The sequence below is a fragment of the Brevundimonas sediminis genome (genome assembly GCF_048799765.1).
In the GTDB taxonomy this organism is placed as follows: domain Bacteria; phylum Pseudomonadota; class Alphaproteobacteria; order Caulobacterales; family Caulobacteraceae; genus Brevundimonas.
In genome coordinates this window covers 148,448-170,381 of record NZ_JBLYQK010000002.1, presented here as the reverse complement: position 1 = coordinate 170,381, position 21,934 = coordinate 148,448, and the positions used below count along the sequence as shown (strand labels likewise).

The 21,934-nt window shown below is 68.5% G+C and carries 21 protein-coding genes; 8 read left to right on the top strand and 13 right to left on the bottom strand.

The window, feature by feature from the left end:
* Positions 1–19 precede the first annotated feature (19 nt).
* From ACLQ7T_RS02335 to ACLQ7T_RS02320, 4 genes are all read left to right on the top strand, one after another.
* Complete coding sequence (locus ACLQ7T_RS02335; protein WP_420477951.1) at positions 20–442, top strand: hypothetical protein; 423 nt, start codon at positions 20–22, stop codon at positions 440–442.
* The gene (gene pheT / locus ACLQ7T_RS02330) at positions 439–2,847 is read left to right on the top strand and encodes a phenylalanine--tRNA ligase subunit beta (RefSeq protein ID WP_420477950.1); all 2,409 of its coding nucleotides are present in this window, start codon (positions 439–441) and stop codon (positions 2,845–2,847) included. Before ACLQ7T_RS02335 ends, pheT begins: the two co-directional genes overlap by 4 nt.
* Positions 2,848–3,047: 200 nt before the next feature.
* Positions 3,048–3,656, top strand: coding sequence for an EipA family protein (locus tag ACLQ7T_RS02325; RefSeq protein ID WP_420477949.1), 609 nt, complete (start codon positions 3,048–3,050; stop codon positions 3,654–3,656).
* 6 nt (positions 3,657–3,662) lie between these two features.
* Entirely contained in the window at positions 3,663–4,136 is a 474-nt protein-coding gene (locus tag ACLQ7T_RS02320; RefSeq protein WP_420477948.1) for a hypothetical protein, read from the top strand.
* Here the strand turns inward: ACLQ7T_RS02320 and ACLQ7T_RS02315 are convergent.
* The 4 genes from ACLQ7T_RS02315 to thpR all read right to left on the bottom strand — a co-directional run bounded on the left by ACLQ7T_RS02315 (position 4,133) and on the right by thpR (position 7,401).
* Positions 4,133–5,011, bottom strand: coding sequence for a Rossmann-fold NAD(P)-binding domain-containing protein (locus tag ACLQ7T_RS02315; protein ID WP_420477947.1), 879 nt, complete (start codon positions 5,009–5,011; stop codon positions 4,133–4,135). The genes ACLQ7T_RS02320 and ACLQ7T_RS02315 overlap by 4 nt on opposite strands.
* Positions 5,012–5,017: 6 nt before the next feature.
* Positions 5,018–6,250, bottom strand: coding sequence for an NAD-dependent epimerase/dehydratase family protein (locus ACLQ7T_RS02310; RefSeq protein ID WP_420477946.1), 1,233 nt, complete (start codon positions 6,248–6,250; stop codon positions 5,018–5,020).
* A gap of 75 nt (positions 6,251–6,325) precedes the next feature.
* Positions 6,326–6,865 (bottom strand): GNAT family N-acetyltransferase, encoded by a 540-nt coding sequence (locus ACLQ7T_RS02305; RefSeq protein WP_420477945.1) that lies wholly within the window; start codon positions 6,863–6,865, stop codon positions 6,326–6,328.
* On the bottom strand, positions 6,862–7,401 hold the full coding sequence (gene thpR, locus ACLQ7T_RS02300) for an RNA 2',3'-cyclic phosphodiesterase (RefSeq protein WP_420477944.1): 540 nt from the start codon (positions 7,399–7,401) through the stop codon (positions 6,862–6,864). The genes ACLQ7T_RS02305 and thpR overlap by 4 nt, the downstream gene beginning before the upstream one ends.
* A 127-nt stretch (positions 7,402–7,528) precedes the next feature.
* On the opposite strand from thpR, the gene ACLQ7T_RS02295 reads away from it, so the two are divergent.
* A complete protein-coding gene (locus ACLQ7T_RS02295; protein WP_420470412.1) occupies positions 7,529–8,269 on the top strand; it encodes a Bax inhibitor-1/YccA family protein in 741 nt (246 codons plus the stop codon).
* 77 nt (positions 8,270–8,346) lie between these two features.
* Here ACLQ7T_RS02295 and ACLQ7T_RS02290 read toward each other — a convergent pair whose 3' ends face one another.
* From ACLQ7T_RS02290 to ACLQ7T_RS02275, 4 genes are all read right to left on the bottom strand, one after another.
* Positions 8,347–8,679: a DUF2794 domain-containing protein gene (locus tag ACLQ7T_RS02290; protein ID WP_420477943.1), complete on the bottom strand. Its 333-nt coding sequence runs from the start codon at positions 8,677–8,679 to the stop codon at positions 8,347–8,349.
* 338 nt (positions 8,680–9,017) lie between these two features.
* Complete coding sequence (locus tag ACLQ7T_RS02285; protein WP_420477942.1) at positions 9,018–10,343, bottom strand: trypsin-like peptidase domain-containing protein; 1,326 nt, start codon at positions 10,341–10,343, stop codon at positions 9,018–9,020.
* Positions 10,344–10,373: 30 nt separating this feature from the next.
* Positions 10,374–11,825 (bottom strand): sensor histidine kinase, encoded by a 1,452-nt coding sequence (locus tag ACLQ7T_RS02280; protein ID WP_420477941.1) that lies wholly within the window; start codon positions 11,823–11,825, stop codon positions 10,374–10,376.
* 7 nt (positions 11,826–11,832) lie between these two features.
* Positions 11,833–12,645, bottom strand: coding sequence for a response regulator transcription factor (locus ACLQ7T_RS02275; protein ID WP_420477940.1), 813 nt, complete (start codon positions 12,643–12,645; stop codon positions 11,833–11,835).
* A 176-nt stretch (positions 12,646–12,821) separates the two neighbouring features.
* Between ACLQ7T_RS02275 and ACLQ7T_RS02270 the strand changes: the two genes are divergently transcribed.
* Positions 12,822–13,307 carry a nuclear transport factor 2 family protein gene (locus ACLQ7T_RS02270; protein ID WP_420477939.1) on the top strand — a complete coding sequence of 162 codons (486 nt, stop codon included), beginning with the start codon at positions 12,822–12,824 and terminating at the stop codon, positions 13,305–13,307.
* Positions 13,308–13,382: 75 nt separating this feature from the next.
* Here the strand turns inward: ACLQ7T_RS02270 and ACLQ7T_RS02265 are convergent, their stop codons facing one another.
* Positions 13,383–14,570 (bottom strand): acyl-CoA dehydrogenase, encoded by a 1,188-nt coding sequence (locus ACLQ7T_RS02265; protein ID WP_420477938.1) that lies wholly within the window; start codon positions 14,568–14,570, stop codon positions 13,383–13,385.
* Positions 14,571–14,708: 138 nt separating this feature from the next.
* On the opposite strand from ACLQ7T_RS02265, the gene ACLQ7T_RS02260 reads away from it, so the two are divergent.
* A complete protein-coding gene (locus tag ACLQ7T_RS02260; RefSeq protein ID WP_420477937.1) occupies positions 14,709–14,975 on the top strand; it encodes a DUF6356 family protein in 267 nt (88 codons plus the stop codon).
* A gap of 82 nt (positions 14,976–15,057) precedes the next feature.
* On the top strand, positions 15,058–16,269 hold the full coding sequence (locus tag ACLQ7T_RS02255) for a CaiB/BaiF CoA transferase family protein (protein WP_420477936.1): 1,212 nt from the start codon (positions 15,058–15,060) through the stop codon (positions 16,267–16,269).
* Between the two features lie 8 nt (positions 16,270–16,277).
* On the opposite strand, the gene ACLQ7T_RS02250 is transcribed toward ACLQ7T_RS02255, so the two are convergent.
* The 4 genes from ACLQ7T_RS02250 to ACLQ7T_RS02235 all read right to left on the bottom strand — a co-directional run bounded on the left by ACLQ7T_RS02250 (position 16,278) and on the right by ACLQ7T_RS02235 (position 21,916).
* Complete coding sequence (locus ACLQ7T_RS02250) at positions 16,278–16,658, bottom strand: hypothetical protein (protein ID WP_420477935.1); 381 nt, start codon at positions 16,656–16,658, stop codon at positions 16,278–16,280.
* 95 nt (positions 16,659–16,753) lie between these two features.
* Complete coding sequence (locus tag ACLQ7T_RS02245; protein WP_420477934.1) at positions 16,754–17,197, bottom strand: putative signal transducing protein; 444 nt, start codon at positions 17,195–17,197, stop codon at positions 16,754–16,756.
* Positions 17,198–17,282: 85 nt separating this feature from the next.
* Positions 17,283–18,821 carry a 2-oxoglutarate dehydrogenase complex dihydrolipoyllysine-residue succinyltransferase gene (gene odhB, locus ACLQ7T_RS02240; protein WP_420477933.1) on the bottom strand — a complete coding sequence of 513 codons (1,539 nt, stop codon included), beginning with the start codon at positions 18,819–18,821 and terminating at the stop codon, positions 17,283–17,285.
* Positions 18,822–18,904: 83 nt separating this feature from the next.
* A complete protein-coding gene (locus ACLQ7T_RS02235) occupies positions 18,905–21,916 on the bottom strand; it encodes a 2-oxoglutarate dehydrogenase E1 component (protein ID WP_420477932.1) in 3,012 nt (1,003 codons plus the stop codon).
* Positions 21,917–21,934 lie beyond the last annotated feature (18 nt).

Genomic DNA, 21,934 nt, shown 5'->3' with positions numbered 1-21,934 from the left:
CCAGAGACGAGAGACGATCATGACCGACACCCCCAAGACCACGACGCTGGAGTCCGTCGCCCAGCAGGATCTGCTCAGCCGCGACGCCTACAGCAAGGAAGCGATCTGGCTCCCGGCCATGACGGTGCAGCACTGGAACGCCGGCAAGATGAGCATCAAGGACAAGACGTTCACTGACTGCCTGATCGAGGGTCCCGGCGTGATCGCCGTGATGAACGGGACGACGTTCGATTCCTGCGCCATGGGCACCACCTCCGACACCCGGAACCTGCTCTACCGCCCCCTGGGCGACAAGCTGGCCGGCGTGATCGGCATGGAGAATTGCACCTTCGTGCGTTGCCGCTTCGCCCAGGTGGGCTTCACCGGCTCGGAAGACCTGCTGGAGCAACTGCAGTCGGGCGTGAAGACCCTGACCGAACTCGCACCCGGAACCGCTTCGTGAAATTCACCCTCTCCTGGCTGAAGGACCATCTGGACACCGAGGCTGACGTCTCGGCGGTCGCTGACGCCATGACCATGGCCGGCCTTGAGGTCGAGGACGTTCATGACCCGGTGGCGGCTCTCGCCCCGTTCAGCGTGGCCAGGATCATTTCGGCCGAACGCCATCCCAATGCCGACCGCCTGCAGGTCTGTCAGGTCGAGACCATCGACGGGATGAAGGAAATCGTCTGCGGCGCGCCGAACGCGCGCGCGGGGCTGACCACCATCTACGCCCCCATCGGCGCCTATGTGCCCGGCCTGGGCGTGACCCTGGTCGAGAAGCCGGTGCGCGGCGTGGTGTCGAACGGCATGCTGTGCTCCGCCGCCGAGCTTGAGCAGCCGGGCGAGAGCGACGGCATCCTCGAGCTGAGCGACGCCCTGCAGGTCGGCACGCCCGCCGCCGGCGTCTTCGGCGCCGAGCCGGTGATCGACTTTGAAGTGACCCCGAACCGGCCCGACTGGCTGGGCGTGGCGGGCATCGCCCGTGACCTCGCCGCGGCCGGTCTGGGCACGCTGAAGACCCCGGCCATCGACCCGGTCGCCGGAAGCTTCGCCTCGCCGATCACGGTGCGCCTCGACGCGCCCGGGATGTGCCCGGTCTTCGCCGGCCGCACCATCCGCGGCGTGAAGAACGGCCCGTCGCCCGAGTGGCTGAAGCGCCGTCTGGAAGCCATCGGCCTGCGCTCGATCAACCGGCTGGTCGATGTGACCAACCTGATCTCCTACGACCGCGCCCGCCCGCTCCACGTCTATGACATCGCCAAGCTGTCGGGCAGCGAGATCATCGTCCGCGCCGGGCAGGTCTCGAAGGAGACCGGCGAGCACGAGCATCTGATCGCGCTGGACGGCAAGACCTACGCCGTTGATCCCTCGATGTGCGTCATCTCCGACGCGGGCGGCGAACGCCCCATCGGCCTGGGTGGCGTCATGGGCGGCGAGAGCACCGGCTGCTCGGACGAAACCGTCGACGTCTTCGTCGAGTGCGCCTGGTTCGACCCCATTCTGATCGCGCAGACGGGCCGGACCCTGGCCCTGACCTCGGACGCCCAGTACCGGTTCGCGCGCGGCGTGGACACGGCCTCGGTCGTGCCGGGCGTCGAGCTGGCGACGAAGCTCATTCGCGACCTGTGCGGCGGCGAGCCGTCGGAAGTGACCGTCGTCGGCCAGGCTCCGGCCGTACCGACCGCCTTCGCCTTCGACCCGGCCCGCGTCGGCTCGCTGACCGGCCTGTCGCTGACGGAAGACCGCATCGCCGGGATCCTGATCGCGCTGGGCTTCGAGGTTGAGCGCGGTTCGCCGTGGTCGGTGACCCCGCCCTCGTGGCGCCGCGACGTGGACGGCCCCGCCGACCTGGTGGAAGAGGTCGCCCGTATCGAGGGCTTCGACCAGCTGCCGGCGACGCCGCTGCCCGATCAGGGCGCGCCGTCGAAGGGGGTGCTGAACCCGCGTCAGGCGCGCGTGCGTCTGGCCCGCCGGGCGCTGGCGGCCATGGGCTATGCGGAGGCCGTCACCTGGTCCTTCACCAAACAGTCGATCGCGGCCCTGTTCGGCGGCGGCGATGACAGGCTGGTGCTGGAGAATCCGATCGCGGCCGATCTGGACTGCATGCGGCCCTCGGCCCTGCCGAACCTGATCCAGGCGGCGGCGCGCAACGCGGCGCGCGGCCACGCCGACGCCGCCCTGTTCGAGATCGGACCGATCTATCTGGACGACCAGCCGAATGGCCAGCGGACGGTGATCGCCGGCCTGATCGCGCCCCGCGCGGCCCGTCACTGGGGCGGCGCGCCGGAGGACGCCCTGTTCCAGCTGAAGGGCGACCTGATCGCCCTGCTGGACCAACTGGGCGCCCCGACCGGCTCGCTGCAGCTGGTCCAGGGGCAGAACCGCGACTGGTGGCACCCGGGCCGCTCGGCCCGCCTGCAGCTGGGCCCGAAGAACATCATGGTCGAGTTCGGCGCCCTGCACCCCCGCGTGCTGAAGGCGCTGGACGCCGACGCCCCCATGCTGGCCTTCGAGATCGTGCTGGACTCGGTCCCCGAGCCCCGGGGCGCCAGGTCCAAGACGCGCGGCAAGGCTGATCTGTCGACCCTGATGCCGCTGACTCGCGACTTCGCCTTCGTGGTCGAGGAAGCCAAGGCCGTCGGCGACCTGACCCGTGTTGTCGCCGGGGCCGACAAGGCCCTGATCGCGGATGTGCGCGTGTTCGACGTCTATCGCGGCAAGGGCGTGGACGACGGCTTCAAGTCGGTGGCCCTGGAGGTCGAACTCCAGCCTGTCGACGCCACCCTGACCGACGCGGAGATCGAGGCCGTCTCGGCCAAGGTCGTCGCCGCGGCGACCAAGCTGGGCGCGACCCTGCGGGGCTGAGCATGGCGTATCTGACCCGCCGCCTGAGGGCGGCGGGTCAGTTCCCCGACAGCGACGTCGAGCGCCGCGCGTGTGCGTGGGACGCTCCATGGCAATCTCTCGTTAACTTTACGGCCCCAAGGCTGACGCAAAGCCCGGCGACGGTGGGTTGAACGCCCCGCGTGAGCCGGGCGGACCATCCCGACCCCGGAGCCCAGCCCATGCACCGCCGCCAGTTGATCTTCTCGGGCCTCGCCGCCTCCGGCGCCGCCGGCCTGTCCGCCTGCGCCAGCACCGGCCCGAATGACCCCAACTACCCGATCCGCTCGGACGCGACCGCGCCGACCTATACCTCCGACGAGCTGATCGCCGCCGGGTCGCGCGAACTGGGCATCGCCGCCGAGGCTATCGGCGGCGCCATCGAGCGGGTCTTCGCCGATCAGGGCGGCGCCCCGACCGCCTATATCGCGGGCGAAGAGGGCGCCGGCGCCGCCGGTGTCGGCCTGCGCTATGGCCGCGGCGCCCTGCATATGAAGGACCTTTCGGCCTCGCAGGAAATCTTCTGGCAGGGCATCTCGATCGGCTGGGACGTCGGCGGCAACGGCAGCCGGGTCTTCACCCTCGTGTACGGTCTCTACTATCCGGACATGATCTATCGCCGGTACCCCGGCGTGGAGGGCTCGGCCTACCTCGTGGGCGGTCTGGGCGTGAACTACCAACGCGCCGACGGCATCGTCCTGGCCCCGATCCGCACCGGCGTCGGCCTGCGTCTGGGCGCCAACGTCGGCACGATGTCCTACAGCCGCCAGCGCAACGTTCTGCCGTTCTAGACCGCCATGCCCAGGGCGGGGGCCATCGTCGCGGTCGCCCTTCTGGCGCTGGCGGGTTGCCAGCGCCCGCCCCCGCCGACGGACATCACCAGCCTGTTGAGGGCGCAGGGCTTCGACTTCCTCGACACGCCTGAAGTGACCATCAGTCCGATCTGCTCGGTGGATGTCGGCCGGACGCGATACGATTTCTTCTGGTACGAGTGGCGTCAGCGGCCGGAGGACGCCCCCGGCGCGGCGCTTCATGCCGCCCACCGCCTGATCCAGCTCGGTGACGGCCGGACCTACGACGGCCACTACGGCAGCCTGCAGCCTGAAGACCGTCCAACCTGTCGACCCGATCATCGCGAACTGGTTTTCAGCGCGAGCCCGGATGATGTGAGGAACCACGGCCTCCCGACAAACACCACGATCACCGTCGGGAAGGACGGCCTGCCGGGGCAGATTCTCGTCAACGGTCAGATCTACATTCGCGACCGCTAGGCCGCCGCGATCATCGCCTCGAGGCCCTCGCGCCAGCCCGGATATTTCGGCCGCCAGCCCAGCTCCGCCTTGGCCTTCGCGTTCGAGAGGCGTTTGGAGTCGCGATAGAAGCGGCGCATGGCGTCGGACACCGACGGGTCGTCCAGATCAACCTCGGGCGGCAGGGGAAGGCCCAGCCGTTTCGCCGCGCCCTCGATGACCACATCCGCCGCTGACGGTTCGTCGTCGCACAGGGTGTAGGCCGCCTCCGGGTGGGGGCGGGCCATGGAGGCGAACAGGCCGGATACGGCGTCGTCGACATGAACCCGATTGAACACCTGTCCCGGCTTGCGGACGATCCGGGCCGTGCCGTCGCGCAGGCGATCCAGCGGCGAGCGCCCGGGGCCGTAGAGGGCGGGGAGGCGGAACAGCTGCACCGTCAGCCCCATGCCCCGTCCGGCGTCCAGCCAGTCCCGTTCGGCCCGGACGCGCCGGGCGCCTTCGAGCGAAGCCGCGTTCAGCTCATCGTCCTCGAAGGCCCAGCCGCCCGCGCGGTCGCCATAGACGGCGGTGGAAGAGATATAGCCGATCCAGTCCGGCCAGGCGCCCGAGGCGGTGATGGCGGGGATGAGGGCCTTCAGCCCCGGACAGCCGTGACCGTCCGGCGGGGCGGTGACCAGCAAAGCCGATGCGCCGGCGACGGCTTTCGCCAGCGCCGCTTCATCCGCCGGATCAACGGCGCCGATCTCCTCGGCCTCCAGCGCGGCGCGGGTCCCGGGATCGCGGGAGGTGGCGACGGCGCGACCGCCCTGGCGGACGGCCTCCAGCGCCGCGGCGCGGCCCAGCCAGCCGCCGCCGAAGACCAGCAGCGAAACGGGCGAAGCGGCGTCGGACATCAGACCTCAGGCGGAACGGGCGTGGTCGGCGGCGCCGCTGGAAACGGTGACGCTTTCGCTCTTCAGCGCTTCGGCGCGCTTCCCGTTCCAGCTGGAGACGCAGGGAATCTTGCTGCGGTCGGCGCGGTCGGCATAGCGGCGGGCGATTTCTGTCACGTCCTGCATCAGGCCTTCGGCGAGGGTGATGGGCTTGAGGCCCAGCTCCCGGAACTGGTCATTGGCCACGACCAGCTCGTTCTCGTCGGCTTCCTGGCGCGGATTGGGCACGTTGTGGACCTCGGCGCCGGTCATGCCCGCCACCATGGCCGCCAGGTCGCGGACGCGGCGGCTCTCGGTCATCTGATTGAGGATCTTCACCCGTTCACCTGACTTCGGCGGGTTCTTCAGGGCCAATTCGACGCAGCGGACGGTGTCCTGGATGTGGATGAAGGCGCGGGTCTGGCCACCCGAGCCGTGCACCGTCAGCGGATAGCCGACGGCCGCCTGCATCAGGAACCGGTTCAGCACGGTGCCGTAGTCGCCGTCGTAGTCGAAGCGGTTGATCAGCCGCTCGTCCTGCCGGGTTTCCTCGGTCTGGGCGCCCCAGACGATGCCCTGGTGCAGGTCGGTGATCCGGACACCGTCGTTCTTGGCGTAGAACTGGAACAGCAGAGCGTCCTGGGTCTTGGTCATGTGGTAGATCGAGCCCGGGTTCGGCGGGAACAGGATTTCCTGCTCGGTCGGGCCGAAATCGGTGTCCACCGTGACCTTCAGATAGCCCTCGGGGATGCGCAGGCCGGCGGTCGTGTAGCCATAGACCCCCATGGTGCCCAGATGGGCCAGGTGCACGTCGCGCCCGCTCTCCACGATGGCGGCCAGCAGATGGTTGGTGGCGTTGAGGTTGTTGTCGACCGTGTACAGCTTGTGCCGTGCGGACTTCATCGAATAGGGCGCGGCGCGCTGTTCGGCGAAGTGGACGACGCTGTCGGGTTTCCAGTCACGGATGAGGGTGACGAGGCGATCGAATTCCTTGCCGACCGTCATGTTCACGAACTCGATGGTCTTGCCCGAGACCTCTTTCCAGGCGGCGATGCGTTCGCCCATCGTCCGGATCGGGGTGAGGGACTGGACCTCCAGCTCGTTGTCGATGTTCCGGCGACTGAGGTTGTCGACGACGCAGACGTCCCAGCCCCGCGCCGACAGATGCAACGCCGTCGGCCAGCCGCAAAAGCCGTCACCGCCCAGAACCAGTACGCGCATCGTCATCCTCGTCATTACCTGACGCCCTGCCTACCGGAAGCGGGCGGGTCGTCAAAGCGTCGCCTTGGCGCAGCCTCACCGGCGTGGGCGGGACTTCCAGTCGGCCCGGCTCTGCCCCCAGGCGTCGACCGTGACGTCCGCGAAGGGCGGCGGCAGGCGCGTCGGCCCCAGATTCCGTGAGCCGACCCGCGCCGCAAGGCGCTGCGACGGCGTATTGTCCGGGTCGATGCAGTGGATCACATCCGCCCAGCCCAGAACGTCAAAGGCGTAGTCGAGCGTCGCGGTGGCCGCCTCGACGCCGTAACCCTTGCCCTGGGCGTCCGGATGCAGCCCCCAGCCGACCTCATTGCCCGGCCAGCCGTGCGGGCGCCACGGCCCGATCCGGCCCAGCCACAGGCCGGTGTCCTTCTCGACCACCGAGAACATCGAGATCCCCGTCAGGCTCCAGGCGCCGGCCATGGTCATGAAGCCGCGCCACGCCGTCGCCGCCGGCGTCACCCCGCCGAGGAAGCGCGACGCCTCCGGGTCGGCCATCATCTCGGCCCAGCGCGGGAAGTCCTCGAGGGCGATGGGACGCAGGATCAGACGTTCGGTGTGGAGCACAGGTCCGGTCACAGCAGATACTCCCGTTCAAGCTGGTATTGGCTGCCGTCCGAGGTCAGGACGCTGGAATACAGGCCGAACCGGTCGAACCGGATCGGCGGCGAGTGCAGCAGATTGTGGCCGGTGATCCAGGCGCCGACGCGGGCGGGGTCTGTCCGGGGCTTGAGATAGGCCAGGGTCAGGTGAGGCCGGTACTCCCGGCGCTCGATCTCGATCCGGGCCCGTTCAGCCGCCGACCGGCACCGGCCCGCCAGGACGCCCAGCCGTTCGCTGGGCGCCACCCCGGCCCAGATCGTGTGACTGCGATGGGCGTCGCCGAAGGCCCCGACGCCCTGAAGCTCGATCTCGAACGCCCCACCGGTGGCCGCCCGCTCCAGCTCGGCGGCCAGATCGTCAGCGCGGCGTTCGTCGATCTCGCCGTAGAAGGCCAGGGTGATGTGCAGATGCTCCTCCCCGCGCCATTTCGCGCCGGGCAGGCCGGTCTGGCGACGCTTCAGCGTCTCGGCCACATCGTCGGGGACGGAAAGGGCGGTGAAGAGCCGGATCATGCGACCGTTGGTAGCGGGTCCGAACCGGCTTCCCAAGCCCGCTTTTCCTTGCGGAAGGGGCAGGTGCGACCGATATTTGCTGCAAAGGCCGGGACATCGCCCGGACCAACGGAGGATCGAAACCGCGATGAGCGATTTCAGAAACGGCTATTCCATCCCGCAAACCGCCGACATGTCGGTGGATGCGGGCCTGCGCAAATTCATGCTCGGGGTCTACAACAAGCTGGCGATCGGCCTGGTTCTGGCCGGGGCCCTCGCCTGGGTGGTCGGCAACGTCCCGGCGGTCCAGCAACTGTTTTACGTCCAGACGGCGACCGGCTTCAGCATGACCCTGTTGGGCATGGGCATCCAGTTCCTGCCGCTGGTCCTGATCTTCGGCTCGATGTTCTTCATGAAGAACCCGACAGCGGCAGGCACCAACCTGCTCTACTGGGCGGTCGTCGTTTCGATGGGCGCATCGCTGGGCTGGATTTTCCTGCGCTACACCGGCGAAAGCGTCGCCTCGACCTTCTTTATCACCGCAGCGGCTTTCGGCGGCCTGAGCCTGTTCGGCTACACGACCAAGAAGGACCTGTCGGGCATCGGCAGCTTCCTCATCATGGCGATGATCGGCCTGATCATCGCGTCGGTCGTGAACCTCTTCCTCGGCTCCAGCATGCTCTACTGGATCATCACCTACGCCGGCGTCCTGATCTTTTCGGGCCTGATCGCCTATGACACCCAGCGCCTGAAGATGACCTACTACGCCCTGGGCGGCGACCAGAACGCCCTCGGCGTCGCCACCAGCTACGGCGCCCTGAGCCTGTTCATCGATTTCGTGAACCTGTTCCTGTTCCTGCTGCGCATTTTCGGCGGCAACCGGAACTAGGGCCTCAAGCAGCGAGCGACCGCGTCGCGAGCGATAGGCCAAAAAAGAAGGGCCCCGGAGCGATCCGGGGCCTTTTTCTATTCGATGACGGTGAACTTGCGGCTGTCGAAAACCCGCAGGACCTGCGGCAGCTCCCGCCCCCGCTTCAGGACCATGCCGCCCTCGCCGATGACGGCCCATTCGCCCTGCTTCAGGCGCAGGGCCGGGCGTTTCTCGATCCGGTAGACCGGTGCGTCGCCCGAGCGGCGGAAGACGGCGAACTCGGCGACGTCCTTGTGACCGATCATGGCGTAGTCGCGCCACTCGCCCGAGGCGACCATCCGGCCGTAGACTCTCAGAATCTGGTCCAGTTCACGCCGGTCGAAAAAGACCGGTCCGGACTGGGGCTGCGCGTCTGCGACGTCGTTCATGCCATCAATCTAGGCGGCCCCACGCCGGGCGCCAGTCCCCGGCCCCTCAAGGCGACCGAACATCGTGTCCGGAACATCGCAATGCGAATAAAACGTACGGAACACGAAAACGCCTCCGTTCCGCCCATCGCCCGCCCCCTTGGGGAGCGACACCGGAGACATCGGCTCGTCGGAGTTCGGAATGGTTCCGGATCCTGAACAGCCCCCCCAGCCCCCTGGAACTGTTCCATTCAAGGGCTTCGGCGGGCCGATGCTTCCTCCAAAGCGAGACGCCCGCTCCGCCACCTCCCCCCAACCGGCCGAGCGGGCGTTTTGCTGTCCGGCGTCCGGATGCGGCGTCAGGGCAGGGTGACCCGCTCCGTGTCGCCCCCGCGTTGCACCGAAAGCCGGTGTTCGCCCCGACCGTCGAGCGCGCGCGCCAGAGCCGTCAGGGTCGAGACCGAGCGGCCATTGACCGAACGCACCAGATCGCCGGCCTGCAGGCCCGCCGCCGCCGCCGGCGACCCGCCCTCGACCGCGAACACCTGGAGGCCGTCCGCGCCTTCGCGGATCGAGGCGCCGCGGCTCATGACCACCTCGGCGCCGATGGTCACCTGCCGATCAACACCGGCTTCGACCGTAACGGTCGCTCGACCCTCGTGGCCGTCACGCAGGTAGACAACCTCGACCTCGGTCCCGGGCGCGGCGATGCCGATGGTGGCCTGGACCGTGCCGGCGTTCGACACCGGGCGAGCCCCGATGCGGGTGATGACGTCGCCACGGCGCAGGCCGGCGCGGGCCGCCGACGACCCGGGAGCGACATCCTCGACCACGGCGCCACGAACGATGCCGAGGCCGAATTCACGCGAACGCTCGGCGTTCAGCGAGCCCAGGATCGCGCCGGTCACGCCCCGGCGCACCTCGCCCGTCGTGCGCAGCTGATCCACCACATACAACATGATCCGGCTGGGCACGGCGAAGGCGATGCCGTCGTTGCCGCCGCCGCCGCCCGACAGGATCGAGGTATTGATGCCGATCAGCCGCCCCCGGCTGTCCAGCAGGGGACCGCCCGAGTTGCCCGAGTTCACGGCCGCGTCCGTCTGGATATAGTCCTCGATCCGGTCGCCCATGCCCGAGCGGCCGAGCCCCGAGATGACGCCCATGGTCAGCGTCTGGTCGAGCCCCAGCGGATAGCCGACCGCGAAGGCCAGATCACCCGTGCGCAGGCGGTCCGAGCTGGCCACCTCGATCTGCGCCAGTCCCGGCGCCGTGATCTGCAGCACGGCGATGTCCGTCGCCTTGTCCGCGCCGATCAGAACGGCGTCGAAGATCCGGCCGTCGGTCAGATCAACCGTGAATTTCTGACCGCCGTCGACGACATGGTTATTGGTCACCACGATGCCCTGGGCGGCGTCGAGGATGGCGCCGGAGCCGCTGGCCATCGGGCGCGGTTCGGCTTCATCGGAGCTGGGACCGCTGGACGATCCCAGCGTCGTCACCTGGACCACCGCCGGCAGGGCGCTCTCGAGGTCGGCGGCGAAGGTGAAAACCCCACGCTCGGCGTCATAGGGGATGGGCGAGACCGGGGCCGATTGCGCCAGCGCCGGCGAGGCCGCCAGCAGCGGAGCAGCGAACGCGAGGGCCAGAACGGAAACTCCGCCCGCCCGGAAAGTGATGCGCCGCATGCTCGTGTCCTCTTCAGTCCTGACCCGACCCTAGCGCGAGAATTGCGCCGTGACGACAGCCCCCGGTCGGGCGTCATCAATCGTCATGGCCGCGCCGTGGCGTTTCAGGATCGCCCGGACAAAGGCCAGCCCCATGCCATGACTTTCCCGCCCCTCCGCGGCGGAAGCAGCGACCGTCGCCGCGAGGTCTGCGAGCGGTTCTCCCCGGAAGCCCGGCCCCTGGTCCGCGACCGACAGTCGGATGCATCCCTCCACCTGCGAGACCGTCAGGGTCACCACCCCGTTGTCCGGCGAGTATTTGACGGCATTGTCCACCAGATTGGCCAGCGCCCTCTGCAGCAGGCTGCGCACGCCGAGGACCTCCACCGGCTCGGCGACGACCCGGATGGAGACGCCCCGTTCCCCGGCCAGAGGCTCGTAGAGCTCGGCGCACTGGTGGGCCAGGACGTCCAGCCGGACCCTGTCGAAGGACCAGGCCTCGCCGTCCCTCAGGGCCATGGCTTCGTTCATGGCGCGGGTCAGGTCGCGCAGATCGGCCCTCGCCTCCTCAACGAGCCGGCGCATCGCCGGGGTCGCGGCGCTCTCGCCCAGCTGCTCCAGCCGCGCGGTCGCCCGGGCGATGGGGGTGCGGAAATCGTGGGCCAGCTGGTCGGCGGAGTCCCGCAGCCAGGCCAGCAGCTCCTCGAGCCGGTCCAAGGTCCGGTTCACGTGGCCGGACAGCTCGGTCAGCTCGGGCGCAGCGCCGGTCTCGGGCGCACGCTCGGAAAAGTCGCCGACGGCCGCCCGATCCAGGGTTCGACTGACCCGGGCCACGGCGTTGGTCAGGCGACGCCGGGCGAAGGTGGCGGCTGTCAGACCGAAAACGAGCAGGAGCACGCCCGCCCCGATGACCGCGGCCACCGCCCACCCCCAGGCGTCACCCGATCCATCGACCACGCGCCCGACGGCGATATCGAGCGCGCCGACCGACCGGCGCACCACCACCACCTCGACCGCCCGGGCGGGGCACAGCACGCCCTCGGCCAGTCGCACCACATAGACATCGTCGCCAAGGTGCGGCGACCGCTCGCCACGAGTGGTCTCCAGGTCCGGAAGGCCGGCCGGCTTGCCGACCGGAGCCCGGATGAAGCGCACGCCGACGCCGCCCCGTCCGGTTTCACAGGTCTCCTCCAGCGACCGGGCCTCCGTCTCGCGGGCCGGACCATTCTGGAAGGCGGTCAGCCAGTTCGACAGATAGACGGCATCAGCCGGCGACAGGGCGTCGCCGGTCATGCCCTCCACGCCCAGCTTGGACGCCATGGCGCCGTAATCATCGAGGGCCGCCAAAGCGGCGATCTCACGCTGGTCCATACGGACGGCTGCACCCGTGAGGGCCAGGGATCCCGTCAGGGCCATGGCCGACAGGACGGCGATCCCTGCCGCCAGCTGGGTCGTGGTGCGCCGCCCCAGCCAGACCCGGATGCGCCGGAACCGCTCACCCATGCCGGCTTCAGCCCGCCCAGGTGGAAAGGTCGCGGAACACCAGGCTCTGGCTGCGCGCCGATACGATCAGGGGATGCAGCGCCTCGCCGAGCTCCGGCGCCTGCTCCTTCAGCCGACGGCGCAGGGCGCTGATGCGGGCGTCGATGATGTTGACGAAATTGTCCGGCAGGAAGGTCCACTCGACCCAGCAGCGATCCCACAACATGGTCTTGGTCACCGGCTGTCCCCGCGCGCCCATCAACTCACTGACGATGGCGAACTCCAGCGGCGACAGATCGATCGCGCGCGCACCGGCCGGCAGTTCGAACTTCACGGTCCGGGCCCCGAAAGACAGACGGAACGGACCGTTGACCAGGTCCGCATTGACCGGCTTCGCCTGCCGGGCGGCCCGCCTGAGCTGGGCGGCGATCCGGGCCAGCAGTTCCTCGTCCCCCACCGGCTTGGCCAGATAATCGTCGGCGCCTTCCAGCAGCCCCTCGACCTTCTGCCGCTCACCACCGAGCGCGGTCAGCATGAGGGCCGGCGCGTCGGCGGAGGGGCCATCGGAGGCCCGAAGGCGCTTCAAGGTCTCCAGTCCGTCCAGGCCGGCGGTCATGCGGTCAAGGATCAGGACGTCATAGGCCCTGCCCGCCACGGCCGCGAGCGCAGCCTCACCCCGGTCGACCCGATCCACTGTCCCGAACCCGGCGCGCAGCAGACGCTCGGCGACGTGCGCCGACAGATCGGGATCGTCTTCCAGCAACAGGGCTGTCCGGCCCGCGAAGACCTCGCGCAGTTGTGCGAAGGGGTCCTCGCCCGCGACTGCCGTCTCTCCGTCCATCGACCACCCTCCCCGTCATCGGAACGATAGGCCGTTGAAGCACAATGGCAATGCTCGATGAGCCTGCGCGCATGATGCCCGCACGCGCGAAGCGGCGCCGCTGACTCTTCCTGACCGAACACCGGTTGCGGAGAGACGGGCGAATGCTACCGTTCCGGCCGGACAGGAGACGCCCCATGATCACCGCTGCCGTACTCGCCCTCGCCCTGCAGACGACGCCGCCCGGCCCGCTCGATCCCGCCTCGCCGGAGCATCAGGCGGTGCTGGCGCCGGTGAATGCGGTGTTCGACGCCCTCGCCGCCCGCAGCGCAGACGGTCTGGACGCCCATTTCGACCCGGCGGCCCAGTTGACGGTCGTGCATGAACGCGCGGGCGCCGACAGTCGGGTGTCGCACCTGACCTGGCAAGAGTTCGCCGGCGGGCTGCAGCCCGGCCCCGAACGGCTGGAGGAGGTGATGATCGAGCCCACGGTCGCCATCGACGGCGACGTCGCCATGGTCTGGGGCCCGTACGTCTTCCGCATCGACGGCCGCCTCAGCCACTGCGGCGTCGATCACTTCAGTCTGGTCCGTCAGGTCGGGGTCTGGAAGATCTCCGGCCTGACGTGGAACCAGCGCACCCAGGGCTGCGAGGCGCTGGACGCGGCGACGCGCGCGAACTGAACCCGCACCTGAGACAGCGCTCAAGCAGCGAGGCTCCGCGAGCCGAGCGTTAGCGCGGCGCGAAGCGCCTCTCTCCTAGAAAGCGCTCTCACCCGTGATCGCCCGGCCCAGGATCAGGGCGTGGACGTCGTGGGCGCCCTCGTAGGTGTTGACCGTCTCGAGGTTCATGGCGTGGCGCATGACGTGCAGTTCGCCGGTGATGCCGGCGCCGCCGTGCATGTCGCGGGCCTCGCGGGCGATGGCCAGCGCCTTGCCGCAGTTGTTGCGCTTCATCATCGAGATGGCTTCCGGGCACCAGTCGCCATTGTCCAGACGACGGCCCAGGGCCAGGGCGCCCTCGAAGCCGAGGAAGATTTCGGTCTGCATATCGGCCAGCTTCTTCTGCACCAGCTGGCGCGAGGACAGCGGGCGGCCGAACAGCATGCGCTCGGCGACATAGTCGCGGGTGGCGTGGAAGCAGAACTCGGCGGCGCCCATCGCGCCCCACGAAATGCCGTAGCGCGCCTTGTTCAGGCAGGAGAACGGCCCGCGCAGGCCCTTCACGTTCGGCAGCAGGTTCTCTTCCGGCACGAAGACGTCGTTCAGGCCGATGTCGCCGGTGATCGAGGCGCGCAGCGACAGCTTGTCGCCGATCTTGTCGGTGGTGAAGCCCTCCATGCCGCGCTCGACGATGAAGCCGCGGATGACGTCATCCAGCTTGGCCCAGACCACGGCGAGGTCCGAGATCGGCGAGTTGGTGATCCAGTATTTGGCGCCGTTCAGGCGATAGCCGCCGTCGACCTTGACCGCTCTGGTCTTCATCGAGGCCGGGTCCGAGCCGCCGTCGGCCTCGGTCAGGCCGAAGCAGCCGATCAGCTCGCCGGCCGCCATCTTCGGCAGGAAGCGCATCTTCTGTTCTTCCGAGCCGAAGGCGTAGATCGGGTACATGGCCAGCGACGACTGCACCGACATGGCCGAGCGGTAGCCCGAATCGACCGCCTCGATCTCGCGCGCGATCAGGCCGTAGGCCACGTGGCTGGCGCCCGCGCCGCCGTACTGCTCCGGCAGGGTGGCGCCGAGGAAGCCCATCTCGCCCATCTCGGTCATGATCGAGCGGTCGAAGGTCTCGTCCCGGAAGGCGGCCACCACGCGCGGCAGCAGCTTTTCGCGGGCATAGGCTCGGGCCGCGTCCTGGATCATCCGCTCGTCGTCGGTCAGGCGGCCGTCCAGATCCAGCGGGTCTTCCCAGCGGAAGGTCTTTTGGGTGGTCGAGCCGTCGGCCATGGTGGTGTTTCCTGTCTGCGCGGGGTTCAGGCGATCGTGAGCCTGCGTGACGATCAGCCCCCTGTTCTGACGCGCGGTTTAGGCCAGAATGACGCTCGCGGGTAGAGGGACGGCCCGCGACATGTCAGGGTGGGGACCATGATGCAGACCATGAAACGCCTGTTCGCCGATCACCCCCGCGAAGTGGGTGAAGGTTATTTCGAGCACATGGGGCAGGCTCTGGGCTTCTGCCTGAAGCTGGCCCGCCTGTCCGGCTGCGCCCTGGCCCACGCCGTGGTGCCCGGCGTGCACAAGACGACCGTGTCCGACGAGATCAAGCGCATGGCCCGCGACATGGGCGGTCGCGCCGAAGAAGCCCGCAACACCCGCATGCGCGACGCCGGCGTCTGGGACGTCGGCCTGTAGCGTGATTGGTGATTGGTGACTGGTGGCTAGTGCGTTGATCGGGCGGTAGAGCTAGCACTCCAGCCCGTCGCGGACGTTGATCGTGCCAATCACCAACCACCAATCACCAATCACCTCTTCCGGCCCCCTCTCCGGCGTCCGCGTCCTCGATCTCAGCCGCGTGCTGGCCGGTCCGTGGGCGACCCAGACGCTCGCCGACCTCGGGGCTGAGGTGATCAAGATCGAGCGGCCCGGCGTCGGCGACGACACCCGCCAGTGGGGTCCGCCCTTCACGACGAAAGCCGACGGATCGAAGGGGGACGCCGCCTACTTCCTGTGCGCCAACCGGGGCAAGAAGTCGGTCGAACTGGACATCGCCAGCCCCGAGGGCGCCGCCGCCGTGCGTGAGCTGGCCAGGACCTGCGACGTGGTGGTCGAGAACTTCAAGACCGGCGGGCTGCGAAAGTACGGCCTCGACTACGCCGGGCTGTCGGCGGTCAATCCGAAGCTGGTCTATTGCTCCATCACCGGCTTTGGCCAGGACGGGCCAGACGCCCATCGCGCCGGCTATGACTACATGATCCAGGCCATGGGCGGCCTCATGTCCATCACCGGCCAACCGGACGGCGCGCCGGGCGCCGAGCCGATGAAGGTCGGGGTGGCGGTCGTGGACCTGTTCACCGGCCTGTACGCCTCCAACGCCATCATGGCGGCCCTGTTGCATGCCCGGGCCGGCGGCGAGGGCCAGCACATCGACATCGCCCTGTTCGACGTTCAGGCGGCCATGCTGGCCAATCAGGCGGCCAACTGGTTCGTCTCCGGCAAGGCGCCGACGCGGATGGGCAACGCCCACCCCAATCTGGCTCCTTATCAGCCTTTCCCGTGCAGCGACGGGATGGTGGTGATCGCGGTCGGCAATGACGGCCAGTATCGGGCCCTGTGTCTGGCGCTGGGGGTGGAAAGCCTCGGCACGGACGCCCGCTTCGCCACCAACGCTCAGCGGGTGGCCCACCGCGATGAGCTGACGCCAGCCCTCTCGGCCCTGACCGGCAAGCACAGCATGAAGGCCCTGATGGCGATGCTGGAGGCCGCGGGCGTGCCCTGCGGACCGGTCAACACGATCGATCAGGTGTTCGAGGAGCCGCAGGCCGTGCACCGCGGGCTGGAGGTGCAGCAGACCCGCGCGGACCTCGACGGCCCGATCCGCACCGTCGCCTCGCCGATCCGGATGTCGAAGACGCCCGTCGCCTACGACCGGGCGCCGCCTGCGTTGGGGGCGGACACGGATGAGGTTCTGGGCGGGCTGAAGGGCTAGCCGCCGGGCTACAGGATGCAGACCCATTCCTCGTAGGGCATCGGCGCAGCCTCCCAACCCGTCAGGGTCAGGAGAATGCCCAGCCCCACGGCGACCGCGAAGAGAACCGGCCCCAGCCCACGCGGCGCGCCTGAGCGCCCGGCCGCAGCCTCCTCCGGCTCCTCCTCGATCTGCTCGTCACCGGCGCGCAGACGGTTCAGCAGGACGCGGGCGGCGGCCGCCTGATTGTCCGGCACCGAGAGCCCCACTCCGCCCAGAGCCAGCAGCGCCAGTGTGTTGGTCTTGGCGTGTTCCGCCCCGCCCAGCACGGGATCAAAGCCTTCTGCCCGAAGACGCGCGGCGGCGATCTCGGCTTCGTACACATCGGCGAAACGGGCGATCTCGGTCATGTCCATGACCTTCAGATAGTGACGGTCGCCGTTCCGGCCACCCCGATCTGCGAACAGCGCACTGCTCTGACGGCGCCGCACGCGCTGTGCGCCGACTAGGGCGGGTTCAGCAGCATCTCCGTGCCGATCGTCACCGCGGCGACGATCGCTCCGGTCAGGACCGCAGCGACCAGAATGCCTTGCCAGGACGGCGCCCGGAACCGGCGCGGCAGGGCGTTGCCCCAGAAGCCGCCGGTCGGGAAGGCCGCGACCGCCAGCAGGGTCCCCGCCACCCGGCCGCCCGTCGCCAGCGGCGGAATGTCGTCGCCCTCGTCGGTGGCGAACTCGCCCGCCCGCACCCGGGCCAACAGGCTGCGCGCCTCGGCGATGTCCGACGCGGCGGCCATCAGCCGGATCCCCAGTGCCCGCTGCATCAGGGGATCGACCGTCGTCTGGTAGCGCTCGGTCACCGACACCGTGATGCCGTGCGATTCCAGAAAGGCCGCCGCGAGGTCGGCCTCATAGACATCGTGAAAACGCGCCACTTCGAGCAGGCTCATAAGGCCAAGCTAGCACGCCCGCCGGAATTGAAAACGGCGGTCGCCCTTCGACGACCGCCGCTTCAGTTCAGTCCGGAGACCGGTCTTACAGGTCCAGCAGGGCGCGCGCCGGGTCTTCCAGCAGTTCCTTGACGCGGACCAGGAAGGTCACGGCTTCCTTGCCGTCGACGATGCGGTGGTCGTAGCTGAGGGCGATGTACATCATCGGGCGGATCTTCACCTCGCCGTTGATGGCCATCGGGCGCTGCACGATGTTGTGCATGCCCAGGATGCCCGACTGCGGCGCGTTCAGGATCGGCGTCGACATCAGCGAGCCGTAGGTCCCGCCGTTGGTGATGGTGAAGGTGCCGCCCTGCAGCTGGTCCAGGGTCAGGCTGCCGTCACGCGCGGCCTTGCCCAGCGCGCCGATGCCCTTCTCGATACCGGCCAGCGACAGGGTGTCCGCGTCGCGCAGGACCGGAACCACCAGCCCCTTGTCGGTGCCGACGGCGACGCCGATGTCGTAGTGGTTCTTGTAGATGATGTCCGTGCCGTCGATCTCGGCGTTGACCGCCGGGATCTCGTGCAGGGCCGCGACCACCGCCTTGGTGAAGAAGGACATGAAGCCCAGCTTCACGCCGTGGCGCTTCTCGAACACGTCCTTGTACTGGGCGCGCAGGGCCATGACGTTGGTCATGTCCACCTCGTTGAAGGTGGTCAGCTGGGCGGCCGTGTTCTGCGATTCCTTCAGGCGACGGGCGATGGTCTGACGCAGGCGCGTCATCTTCACCCGCTCCTCGCGCGGCTGGTCAGCGCGCGGGGCGGCCACGACCTGGCTTTGGGCGGCGGCGGGGGCCGGAGCAGCGGCGGGCGCCGGGGCGACCGAGCCGATGGCGGCCAGGGCGTCACCCTTGGTGATGTTGCCCTTCGGACCGGTGGCCGGGATGGCCTTCGGGTCGAGGTTGTTCTCGGTGACCACGCGCTGGACGGCCGGCGACAGGTGCGGCGCGTCAGTCGTGATCTGGGCCGAACCGGCGTTGGCCGAGGCGGCCGGGGCCGGAGCGGCGGCGGCGCCCGAGGCGGCGCCAGAAGCCGCAATGCTGCCGATCTGCTGGCCCGGGGTCACGGTCGCGCCGGCGTCGGCGAGGATGGTGAGCACGCCCGCGGCCGGAGCCGAGACTTCCACGGCGACCTTGTCGGTTTCGATTTCGACCAGCAGCTCGTCCTTGGCGACGGTGTCGCCCGACTTCTTCAGCCAGGTTCCCATCGAGCCTTCAGCGACGCTTTCGCCCATGGTCGGGACGTTGATGGCGACCGCGTCACCGCCCGAAGCGGCGGCAGCCGGAGCGTCAGCAGCGACCGGGGCCGGAGCGGCTTCGGCCTTCGGCGCGGCGGGAGCGGCGGCCGCTCCACCTTCCGACACCGAGCCCAGCACGGCGTTCGGGGTCACGGTCTCGCCCTCGGCGAACTTGATCTCGGCCAGCACGCCGTCAGACGGCGACACGACTTCCAGCGAGACCTTGTCGGTCTCCAGCTCCACCAGGACCTCGTCCTTCTTCACCGGATCGCCGGCCTTCTTCGTCCACTTGCCGATGGTGGCTTCGGTGACGGATTCGCCGAGGGCGGGGGTGAGGATGTCGGCCATGGTCGGGTCCGGGTCTCTTTGGGTTCAATCAGTTATCTAGGCATCATCCCGTCGGCGGGGGAACCGTCGACGGGACTTTATTCTCAGGCGAAGGCGTCAGTCAGGAAGGCGTCGAGTTCCTTCAGGTGGCGGCTCATCAGACCCGCCGCCGTCGAGGCCGAAGCCGGGCGGCCGACGTAGCGGGCGCGCTTGGACTTCACGTCCAGCTTCTCGAGCGTCAGCTCGATCCACGGATCGACGAAGGTCCATCCGCCCATGTTCTTCGGCTCTTCCTGGCACCAGACCAGTTCAGCGTTCGGGAAGCGCGACAGCTCCGTGGACAGCGACTTGATCGGCCACGGATAGAACTGCTCCAGACGCAGGATGTAGACGTCGTCCACCGGCTTGCCGTCCTGGGCGTCCTTCTCGCGGCGCTCCAGCAGGTCATAGTAGACCTTGCCCGAGCACAGGATCACGCGGCGGATGTCCTTGTCCGCCTTGATCTTGATGCCCGCGACGTCCGGACGGGTCTGGGCGTCATCGTGCAGGACGCGGTGGAAGGAGCTGCCCTCGGCCAGATCGGCCAGCGGCGACACCGCCTTCTTGTGACGCAGCAGCGACTTCGGCGTCATGATGATGAGCGGCTTGCGGAACGGCCGGTGCATCTGGCGACGCAGGATGTGGAAATAGTTGGCCGGGGTCGTGCAGTTGGCGACCTGGATGTTGTCCTCGGCGCAGGCCTGCAGGAACCGCTCAAGGCGGGCCGAGGAGTGCTCGGGACCCTGACCTTCATAGCCGTGCGGCAGCAGCATGGTCAGGCCGCTCATGCGCAGCCACTTGCGTTCGCCGGAGGTGATGAACTGGTCGATCACCACCTGGGCGCCGTTCACGAAGTCGCCGAACTGGCCTTCCCACATGACCAGGGTGTTCGGGTCGGCCAGCGAGTAGCCGTACTCGAAGCCCAGCACCGCCTCTTCCGACAGGGCCGAGTCGATGACCTCGTAATGGGCCTGCTTGTCCGACAGGTTGTTCAGCGGGGTGTAGCGCTTCTCGGTCGTCTGATCGACGATGCCCGAATGGCGTTGCGAGAAGGTGCCGCGCACCGAATCCTGACCCGACAGGCGAACCGGGAAGCCCTCTTCCAGAAGCGAGCCGAAGGCCAGGCTCTCGGCCGTGGCCCAGTCCAGGTTCTGGCCGGTCGTGATCATCTCGCGACGGCCCTCGTAGACGCGCTTCAGCGTCTTGTGCACGTCGACGGCGTTCGGGATGGTCGTCAGGCGGTGGCCCAGATCGGTCAGCTTGGCCACCGGCACCGCGGTCTCGCCGCGACGCTCGTCACCCTCCGCCAGGCCGATGCCGGTCCACTGACCGTCCAGCCAGTCGGCCTTCTTGGCCTCGAAAGCCTTGCCGGCGTCGAATTCGGCGTCGAGGAAGGCCTCGAAGCGGGCGACCTCGGCGTCAACCTCGGCCTGGGTGATCACACCATCCCGGATCAGACGCTCGGCGTAGATCTCGCGCGTCGACGGGAGGGCGCGGATCTTCGAATACATGATCGGCTGGGTGAAGGTCGGATCATCGCCTTCATTGTGCCCGAAGCGGCGGTAGCAGAACATGTCCACCACCACGTCCTTGTGGAACTTCTGGCGGAACTCGGTCGCCACCTTGGCGGCGAAGACGACCGCTTCCGGGTCATCGCCGTTCACGTGGAAGATCGGCGCCTGGACCATCAGGGCCACGTCCGACGGATACGGCGACGAGCGCGAGTTCCGCGGGCTGGTGGTGAAGCCGATCTGGTTGTTGATGACGAAATGCAGGGTGCCGCCGGTGCGGTAGCCCTTCAGGCCCATCAGGGCGAAACATTCCGCCACAACGCCCTGACCGGCGAAGGCGGCATCGCCGTGGATCAGCAGGGGCACGACCTTGGACCGGTCCAGCGCCCACTCTTCCTCGGGCTTGCCGGCGTTGGCTTCCCGGATGTCGAAGGCCTGTTTGGCGCGCGACTTGCCGAGCACCACCGGATTGACGATCTCGAGGTGGGAGGGGTTGGCGGTCAGCGACAGGTGGACGGTGTTGCCGTCGAACTGACGGTCCGACGACGCGCCCATGTGATATTTGACGTCGCCCGAACCCTCGATGTCCGACGGGACGGTCGAGCCGCCCTGGAACTCGTGGAAGATGGCGCGATAAGGCTTGCCCATGACCGCGGCCAGGGTGTTCAGGCGGCCCCGGTGGGCCATGCCGAAGACGATCTCGTCGACGCCGAGGTTGCCGCCGCGCTTGATCACCTGCTCCAGCGCCGGGACCATGGCCTCGCCGCCGTCCAGACCGAAGCGCTTGGTGCCCGGGAATCGCTTGTGCAGGAAGCGTTCGAAGCCCTCGGCCTCGATCAGCTTGTTGAGGATCGCCAGCTTGCCTTCCCTGGTGAAGGCGTTCTGTTCGAACTTGTCAGGCCCCTCGAACCGTTCCTGGAGCCAGGACTTCTCCTCCGGCTCGGCGATGTGCATGTACTGGATGCCGATATGGCCACAGTAGGTGCGCTTGAGGATTTCGAGAACCTCGCGGATCGAGCCGGTCTGCAAGCCCAGAACGCCGTCGAGGAAGATGGGACGATCCATGTCCGCTTCGGAGAAGCCGTAGAACTCCGGCGTCAGTTCCGGATTGTGGGTCGGCTGCTCGATGCCCAGCGGGTCCAGCGTCGCCTGCAGGTGCCCCCGCACGCGGTAGCTGCGGATCAGCATCAGGGCGCGGATCGAATCATGGGCGGCGGTCCGGATCTCGTCAGCCGAGGCGGCCGGCGCGGCGGCGACCGGCGCGGCGCCCGGCTTTGCGGCCGCCTTGGGATCCGGCTTCGGCGCCGGCCAGCGACCGTCGAAGACCCCGGTGGCCTCGGTCGGCTCCGTCGTGACCGAGCGACCCCAGCCACCCGCCGCACCCGCGGCCTTCACCTGGGCGGCGTTGTCACGCAACTGGTCGAAGAAGGCCCGCCATTCGGCGGAAACATTTGCAGGATTGTCGGCCCACTTTTCGTGGAGATCCTCGATAAACGAGGCATTTGAGCCATACAGGAAGCTGGTCTCGGCAAAGACCTGGTTCAGCCGACCGGCATCGTCCGCCATCGTTCTCGTCACAGTCCC

Excerpts from the sequence above, each read along its gene's own strand:
- ACLQ7T_RS02335 (WP_420477951.1), top strand. The coding sequence starts at position 20 with ATGACCGACACCCCCAAGACCACGACGCTGGAGTCCGTCGCCCAGCAG.
- ACLQ7T_RS02325 (WP_420477949.1), top strand. The coding sequence starts at position 3,048 with ATGCACCGCCGCCAGTTGATCTTCTCGGGCCTCGCCGCCTCCGGCGCC.
- ACLQ7T_RS02320 (WP_420477948.1), top strand. The coding sequence starts at position 3,663 with ATGCCCAGGGCGGGGGCCATCGTCGCGGTCGCCCTTCTGGCGCTGGCG.
- ACLQ7T_RS02315 (WP_420477947.1), bottom strand. The coding sequence starts at position 5,011 with ATGTCCGACGCCGCTTCGCCCGTTTCGCTGCTGGTCTTCGGCGGCGGC.
- ACLQ7T_RS02310 (WP_420477946.1), bottom strand. The coding sequence starts at position 6,250 with ATGCGCGTACTGGTTCTGGGCGGTGACGGCTTTTGCGGCTGGCCGACG.
- thpR (WP_420477944.1), bottom strand. The coding sequence starts at position 7,401 with ATGATCCGGCTCTTCACCGCCCTTTCCGTCCCCGACGATGTGGCCGAG.
- ACLQ7T_RS02295 (WP_420470412.1), top strand. The coding sequence starts at position 7,529 with ATGAGCGATTTCAGAAACGGCTATTCCATCCCGCAAACCGCCGACATG.
- ACLQ7T_RS02290 (WP_420477943.1), bottom strand. The coding sequence starts at position 8,679 with ATGAACGACGTCGCAGACGCGCAGCCCCAGTCCGGACCGGTCTTTTTC.
- ACLQ7T_RS02285 (WP_420477942.1), bottom strand. The coding sequence starts at position 10,343 with ATGCGGCGCATCACTTTCCGGGCGGGCGGAGTTTCCGTTCTGGCCCTC.
- ACLQ7T_RS02280 (WP_420477941.1), bottom strand. The coding sequence starts at position 11,825 with ATGGGTGAGCGGTTCCGGCGCATCCGGGTCTGGCTGGGGCGGCGCACC.
- ACLQ7T_RS02275 (WP_420477940.1), bottom strand. The coding sequence starts at position 12,645 with ATGGACGGAGAGACGGCAGTCGCGGGCGAGGACCCCTTCGCACAACTG.
- ACLQ7T_RS02270 (WP_420477939.1), top strand. The coding sequence starts at position 12,822 with ATGATCACCGCTGCCGTACTCGCCCTCGCCCTGCAGACGACGCCGCCC.
- ACLQ7T_RS02265 (WP_420477938.1), bottom strand. The coding sequence starts at position 14,570 with ATGGCCGACGGCTCGACCACCCAAAAGACCTTCCGCTGGGAAGACCCG.
- ACLQ7T_RS02260 (WP_420477937.1), top strand. The coding sequence starts at position 14,709 with ATGATGCAGACCATGAAACGCCTGTTCGCCGATCACCCCCGCGAAGTG.
- ACLQ7T_RS02250 (WP_420477935.1), bottom strand. The coding sequence starts at position 16,658 with ATGACCGAGATCGCCCGTTTCGCCGATGTGTACGAAGCCGAGATCGCC.
- ACLQ7T_RS02245 (WP_420477934.1), bottom strand. The coding sequence starts at position 17,197 with ATGAGCCTGCTCGAAGTGGCGCGTTTTCACGATGTCTATGAGGCCGAC.
- odhB (WP_420477933.1), bottom strand. The coding sequence starts at position 18,821 with ATGGCCGACATCCTCACCCCCGCCCTCGGCGAATCCGTCACCGAAGCC.
- ACLQ7T_RS02235 (WP_420477932.1), bottom strand. The coding sequence starts at position 21,916 with ATGGCGGACGATGCCGGTCGGCTGAACCAGGTCTTTGCCGAGACCAGC.